Here is a 7,543-nt window from a genome sequence, read left to right as displayed (position 1 = left end):
CGGCGCGGTGGGGAACGGCTGGGGGCTCCCCAGGACCGTGGAGAACGTCCCCACAGGACCGGTCGGCGGCCTCGGTATCGCCGTGGTCGACCTGGTCGAGGACGACGACCGCGCCGACCTGCTCGTGATGACCGCCGAGGAGACCGGCGGAGCGGACCGGCTGACGTACCGGGTCGGGCGGCAGCTCAACCGGCGCGGACTGATCCGCGGCGGCTGGACAGCGCCCCGCACGGTCGGCGGCACCGGTCAGGTCCGTCATCACGGCATCGGTGTCGCGGTGGCCGACTTCACCGGCAGCCGGCGGCCCGACCTCGTCGTTCTCCGTCTGGAGAGCCATACCGACGAGGACCGGGCGGTCGTACGCGTCGGCTTCGACCTGGACGGTGACGCGCAACCCGACTGGTGGGGAGAGGACGTCACACTGCCGTCCTGGGGGGACTGGAGCAGCGGGGGCGCGGCCCTCGCGGTCGCCGATCTCGATCCGGCCCTGGTGGCCCGGAGGGACGCGGCCGGAACCCGGTTCGTCACCGCGGCACAGCGTCATCAGACAGTGGTCGCCGCCTTCCAGCGGCTGACCCACAAGCCGCCCGCCCGGGCGGTCCCGCTGGCGGGCGTCGCCGACGCCGTACGGACCGCCCTCGACCCGCGGAGGACCGTAACCACCCGGACCCTGGACACACTCGGTCTGAACGTTTCCCAACTGCCTGTCGAATCGGACCAGTTGGGCAGCCTGGTGGCGGACATCGGATTCCCCGCGCCCACCTACGTGCTGCTGCGGCAGGCGGGGGAGGAACATCTGCTGGCCGGAGCCGGACGGATTCCGCCCGACACCGTCACCGTCCTGGAGACCGATCCGGCCGTGATGGAGGCGTTCCTGGCCGGCATGAACGGCGAGCTGGCCCGTGAACTGCTCTGGCGCGGAATCCCGGTGGACCGCACCACCACCTTCTTCCGCCACTTCTGGGACCGTACGGACGGCTCCGGCGACGCGAGCCCCGACATCCCGGCCATCGGGGCGTGGACGGCCGGCGAACTCGGCACCCATGCCGCCTCCGTCGGAGCTCCCGGCGAGGGCATGCTGGTCCTCCTGCTCCGCGGGGAGCTGCTCCGGCGCTGTCCCGGCACACCGGTCACCATGCGCCGGGCGGCCTGGACCGACGGCACCCGGACCGGGCGCCGGTTCGCCGAGCCCGCCGAGGAGTCGCTGCCGCGGTTCACCGCGGACTTCGACGACGGCGTCCGGCTGTTCTGCTTCGCCAGGACCGCGGCCCAGGCGCGCGGTGCCGGCGAGGACGCGGGCTGGTACTTCACCTTCCGCGAGCAGCCCTCCGCCCTGCGCTTCGGCGTCGACGACGGCGGCACCGAGCCCGCCGACCCGCAGAACTCGGCCCACTACGCCCTCGCCTCCCTGCAGCAGCCGGTCCTGCTGGCGCTGCACGCCCGCGAGCTGATCGACACGGAGGCGAATCCGACATGACCACACCCGCCGCCTGGACCCTCTCCGCCGACTACCCGATCGCCCTTCTGCCGGTACGCGTGGAGACACGTTTCACCGGAGGCCCGCACGAGTTCCTTCGGGTACGGATCTTCCCGGACGTCCTGCACATCGACACCCATGAGCCCGAGCTGACCGAGGCGGAGATCGCCGCCGGGCGCGAATACTGGGAGGAGGCGTGGCGCGCCGCCGACGACACCCGGCGCCGGGAGCGGGCGTTCGCCCGGCTCACCGCCGAACTGGGAGCGGCCCGCGCCACTTGGGTGGCACGCGTCATGGAGCCCGATCCGGCAGGACGGCCCGCCCGGACGCTCGCCGAGGACGCCCCGCTGCCGCACCCGCCCGCCTTCCCGGCCCCACGGACCAAGCCCGCCGCGTGGACCCGGGCGGCGGTGGCCCGCGCCCTGCCGAGCCGCTGGCATGTGGTCGCCGTCACCTCCACGGACCGGGCCGAGGCGGTCGGCGGGCCCGTACGCCCGGACCTGGTCGTCGGCCTGCACCCGGGGAGTACGGCCGACGGGCTGCCGGACGATCTGGCCCCCCTCGATCCCGAGACCTCCTGGCTCGCCGACTACGGTCGGGCCGTCGAGGCAGGGATGGCCGTCACCCTGCCCCTGCACGGCACACTGCGCGCCGGTGTCGAGCGGCTGATGGTCTTCGGCGTCGCGACCGGTACCGAACCGGCCACCGGGGGAGCGCGCCTGGCCGATCTGCTGGAGGCCCATGCCGCCACCGAGGGCCTGGCACATCTCGTACCGGGCACACCGACCAACAACACCGGCGATGTGCGCTCAGGACATGACACCACCGAGAGCGGCATTCCCGTCTGGCACGACGACACGGCACCGCCGCCCGGTCACAACGCCGACCGCACCGCCCGGGCACTCGGCCTGACCGCCGGCACGGCCCTGGAAGCCGTACGCGGCAGGCCGCCACGGTCGGCCGCGCCCGGCGCGCTGGCCCGTGCCGCGCACGCCGACGGCCGCGAGTCGGACACCGCCCGGGCCGTGCAAACGGTGCTCTGGCCCGCCACCTGGGGATACTTCCTCGAACATCTGCTGCCCGGAGCGGTCACCGCCGACGGACACAGCCGGATGCGCTCCTTCTTCCTCGACCACGTCCGTGCCGAAGGCCCGCTGACGGCCCTGCGGATCGGCGATCAGCCGTACGGGCTGCTGCCGGTCATGCGCACCGACGACTACGCGCCGGTGCTCGGCGAGCCCGACGACCGGGCGGGGCTGGCCCTGCTGTGCCGGCTGCGGACACAGCTCTGGCGGCCTTCGGTGGGCTCGGTCCCCCGGATGGGACGGGCGTCGGCGACCTCCGAACAGAACCTCGTGGAACTGCTGGGCGTCCACGCCCACCCCACCGGGATCGAGGCACGGAGCGTTCTGGGCTCCGAGTACGTCGACCGGCTGTGGCGGTTCCTCCGGCTGCGGCTCGGCCGTGACTGGCAGCGGGAACTGTTCACCGCGCCCCGCACGCTGCTGCGGAGCCTGCGGCTGCCCACCGAGGTTCCCCTGTCGACCGCCGTGTTCGGGAGCGGTTCGTTCGAAGTGCCTGATCCCTTCGCCGGCGACGGCGCCTACCTCACCGAACTCGCCCGGCCCGGTCTGAGTCCCTCCCACCTGCTCGACGGGACCGTCCGGCCGGGCACGACCCTGCTGCACCACCTGGCACGGGCCGGACTGCTCCTGGAGCACGCCCGGGCCGCGGCCCGGATACTCGGCGTGCCCGTGCCGGTGGAACCCCAGCTGATCGACGTCGAGGAAGGCGTGGAGAGCGACACCCTGGCCCGACGGCTGGCCACGGCCGTACCCGGCGAAACCGGCACCACCGTCGACGCCCTGCTGACAGCACCCTCCGGCGATCCCAGAACCGCGTCGCCGCGCGAGTACCGAACAGCTCTCAGCACCCTGGCCGCACTGCCCGCCGAGGACATCGAACGGCAACTGGCGGGCGCCCTGGGGCTGTCCGGCCACCGGCTGGACGCCTGGTTCACCGGGTTCGCGACCAGACGGCTGGCCACTTTGCGCGGACTCAACCCCGAGGGCGTCCATGTCGGCGCGTACGGCTGGGCCCTCGATCTGCGACCGGGCAGCGGCCGGGACCGTGAGGTCGCGTCACCACCGCCCCATGAGCCCGTCGGACCGGGCGCCGTCCTCCACCAGGCGCCCGAGGGCAACGGCTATGTCCTCGCGCCGTCCGTACCGCAGGCCACCACGGCCGCCGTACTGCGCAGCGCCCACCGCAACCACGGCGAGGCCCTGGCCCTGGACCTGTCGTCACGCAGGGTCCGTACCGCCAGGACACTGATCGCCGGGGTGAACGAGGGGCAGCCGCTCTCCGTTCAGCTCGGACGCCGCTTCGAACGCCGTCTGCACGAGGAGTCCGGGGGGCTGCTCGACCGCTTCCTGCCCACGTTCCGCGCGCTGGCACCGCTGAGGGCGACCAGGGCCAACCCGGAAGGGGACCTGGACAGCACCCTGCTCGCCGGTACGGTCGTCGACGGGCTTGCACTGCACCACCGCCACACCGGGGACGGGCTGCCCTGGGGCGGTCCCGCGCCCGGACCCGTCCGGCCGGGGCTGCCCGCGCCGCCCGCCCTCCCCGCCACGGGCAGCGCGGACCAGCGGGCCCTGACCCGGATCCTGGCGACGCTCGCCGACGAACTCGACGCCGTACACGACGCCCTGCTCGCCGAGGGGGTCCATCACGTCGTGCAAGGCAGGCCCGAGCGGGCCGGTGTGGCGCTCGACGCCCTGTCACGGGGAGAGCGCGGGCCCGAGCTGGAGTTCTGCCGCAGTCCCCGTTCGGGCACCGCGCTGACCAGCAGGCTGCTTGTCGCGGGCAACCTCGGAGGGACGGTGGACGGGCGGAACTGGCACCCCTCACTGGCACTTCAGCCCCGCTTCCTCGTCGCCGCGCAGGCCGACGCGATCTGCAACACCCTGCTGCCCGGGCCGGGGCGAGTGCGCTGCGTACTGCGCTGGACCGCCCCGGACGGGACCGAGATCACCAACGACATCTCCCTCGACCACCTCGGCCTCGCGGCGATCGACCACGTGATGATGAAGCCGCGCGGTCTCGCGCCCGGTGACCACGAGCTGGAGCGGCGCCTGATCAATGCCGCCTGGGAGGGCCGCCGCCCGGACGGCCGCGACTGGACCCTGCGGCTGGATTTCGGGCGGACGCCCGCCCACACCGCCGAGACGGTGAGCGTGCCGGAGTTCCTGGCCGCGGTGTCCCGAGTACGGGACCTGCTCGACCGCTCCCGGCCGCTGGAGCCCGCGGACCTCTCCGAAGCGGGCGGCGACCCCGCGTACCTGGTTCACAACCAGGACACCGTCAATCGCGCCGACTACGCGCTGGACCATGTCCGCAGGACGATCGGCGCCCTGACCGCACCCGGGCAGGACACCCGCAGGACCGGGCTGACCATGGCCTCCGGGATCGGTGTGGCGGACGTCCTGCCACCACCGGCCGGACGGCCCGGTGAGGCGGAGAGCGTGGCCGAGGCGGTGGGCCGCGCGCTGGATCTGCTCGGCAGCAGGCTGGGCGCGCATGACGCGCTGACCGCCGCCTGGGCCGCCCGCCCCGCGGACGAACGCACCCCGGCCGCGGAACTGGAGCACCATCGGCACCGCATCCAGACCCTCTTCGACCCCGAACTGCCCGTCCTGCCCCTTCTCGTGCCACAGCCGGACGGTGAACAGCCGGGCGGTGACCGGCCCGGTGGTGAACTCGCCCGGGCGCTCGCCGCGAGCGACGCGGTACGCGGCCCCGCCGGACACCCGCACCGCTGGCTGCGCCAGCACGCCCGGGTACGCTCCGGAGTCGCCCGCTGGCAGGAGGCCGCCGACCTCGCCGAGGCGCTGGACGCACCGCTCGCGGCCGCGCCCGGGACCGACCCCCGGGCCCTGCTGCGCATCGCCCAGCTCCCCCACACGCCAGGGGACCGCTGGTGGGGCGCCCCACGCGAACAGGACCCCGACCAGCCCGCCCGGCTCTCCCTGACGGTGGCCGTCAGCTCCGCCGACGGCCGGCTCGACCCGGCCGCACCGCTCAGCGGACTCGCCGTGGACGAGTGGGTCGAGACCGTCCCCGAGGAGCGCGAGACGGCCGCCCTGGCCGTCGAGTACGACGCGCCGGCGGCGAGCCCGCCGCAGACCGTTCTGCTCGCCGTGCCCTCGAACCGCTCCCCATGGGCGGCACCCGCACTGGAACGGCTGCTGCTCCAGACCATGGACATGGTCCAGTACCGGGCCGTGGACACGGATCTGCTGGAGCGGGCCGGCCAGTTCCTCCCGGCGCTCTACCTCGGTCTCAACGTGGACGGACAGACCGTCTCCACCGATCTGCGCCCCGCCACCGCCCAGGACCGCACCCTCCAGGAGCAGCGATGACCCAGGCCCCGTCGATCACCTCCTGGACCCGGCTGGAGCCGCGTACCCGGTCCGCCGACATGGCGCCCGGACTCCAGGCCCGAATCGCCGATCCGCTGTGGCTGCTGAGCCGGCAGTGGCAGGTGGACGAATTCCGGGGCGAGGACACCGGCTCCCCGGTCTCCGTCAGGGTCCGGGCCCAGAGCGCGCCGCTGACCCGCTACCGCGGCGAGGGAGGCACTCCGGGACCCGCCGTCGACATCGACCGGGGCGTGCCGTTGGAGGCCCTCGTCGAGCGGGAACCCGCCGAGCTCGCCTGGGACTTCCGGCACGCCGCCGAACTCGGTCAGGAGTACGTGCGCTGCCTGCGCGAGGCCGGAGCCGAATACGCGATCGAACTCGCCGTCGAGAACTACCCGCTCACCGCCCGCCCCGGCGACGCCGTGGACGACACGACGGCCGGATATCTGACCGTCATGGCGGGCCGCTGTCCCGACGGTCTGGAACTGTGGAAGGACCTCGCCGCCCACCCACTGCCCAGCCGGATCCCCGTCGTCACCCCTTATCTGCTCCAGATCGAGCGGGCCACCGCGATGTGGCGCGAACTGGCCGGACTGCCCACCTCCGCCGCGCCCGCCGACCGGGCGTGGAACCGCGAGCGCTTCGAGTACGCCTTCGCCGTCTCCGCCAGGGACGGCGTCGGCGAGACCGTGCTCACCGCCCGGGAATACGACGGGGACCGGCTCGACTGGTACCACCTGGACGTACGCCCGGGCGACTCGCTCGACGCCCCCTCCGGGGCCGTCGACCTCACCAGGACCGTCCTGCCCGCCGTCGCCGCCTACCCGGGGATGCCCGCACCGCGCTGGTGGGAGATGGAGGACGCCCGGGTGCACTGGGGCGGCATCGAGGCCGAGCCGACGGACCTGGCCCGGATGCTCACGGCCGAATACGCCGCCACCTACGGCAACGACTACTTCCTCGTTCCCGTCGACCTTCCCGTCGGCGCGATCACCCGTGTCACCTCCGTCGTGGTGACCGACACCTTCGGCGAACAGCTCCTGGTCCCCGCCTCCGGACCGGAGTGGAATCTCTTCCGGCCCTCCGTCGAAGGCCGCACCGACGCCGCGGACCTGCTCGTCACCCTGCCCACCGTCGTCGACAGCCTGGCCGGCGAACCGGTGGAGGACGTACTGCTGCTGCGGGACGAGGCCGCGAACCTGGCCTGGGCCGTCGAGCACAGCACCACCAGCGTCACCGGACACAGCGTCGACCTGCGGGCGGGCACCACGGCGTCCGCCCCGCCGCGGGCACCGGCCACGCCGGACAGCGCGCCTCTGCGCTACCGGCTGCACACCCCCGAACCCCCGCACTGGGTACCGCTGCTGCCCGTACCCGACCCCGCCCATCCCGGCCGGACGCTGCTGCGACGGCTCGGCGCCACCGCCCGCACCAGGATCCTCGACCCGGGCCGCCCGATGGACGTACCCGACGAGGAGATCACCGGCTCCGGAGCCCGTGTCACCCGGCGCTGGCAGCTTGCGCGCTGGCTCGGCGGCTCCACCGTCCTGTGGCTGGGGCGGACCAGGGGCCCCGGCTCGGGCGAGGGTTCGAGCGGAGTCCGTTTCGACGTACTGGAGCACACCGTCCGGCAGGAGGACGC

2 protein-coding genes and 1 pseudogene are annotated in these 7,543 nt (G+C 73.9%); all 3 read left to right on the top strand.

Annotated features, from left to right (window positions below):
- Window positions 1-1,477 (top strand): annotated as a pseudogene (locus tag BFF77_RS35830) (hypothetical protein); the annotation flags it as partial.
- Entirely contained in the window at window positions 1,474-5,901 is a 4,428-nt protein-coding gene (locus BFF77_RS24195) for a hypothetical protein (protein ID WP_066953376.1), read from the top strand. The pseudogene BFF77_RS35830 and the gene BFF77_RS24195, both read left to right, overlap by 4 nt.
- Window positions 5,898-7,543: hypothetical protein (locus BFF77_RS24190; protein ID WP_066953373.1), on the top strand; the 1,646-nt coding region annotated here is incomplete at its 3' end. The genes BFF77_RS24195 and BFF77_RS24190, both read left to right, overlap by 4 nt.

This window comes from Streptomyces lushanensis (assembly GCF_001700515.1).
GTDB classification, from domain to species: Bacteria; Actinomycetota; Actinomycetes; order Streptomycetales; family Streptomycetaceae; genus Streptomyces; species Streptomyces lushanensis.
This window is presented reverse-complemented; position numbering and strand designations above follow the sequence as displayed.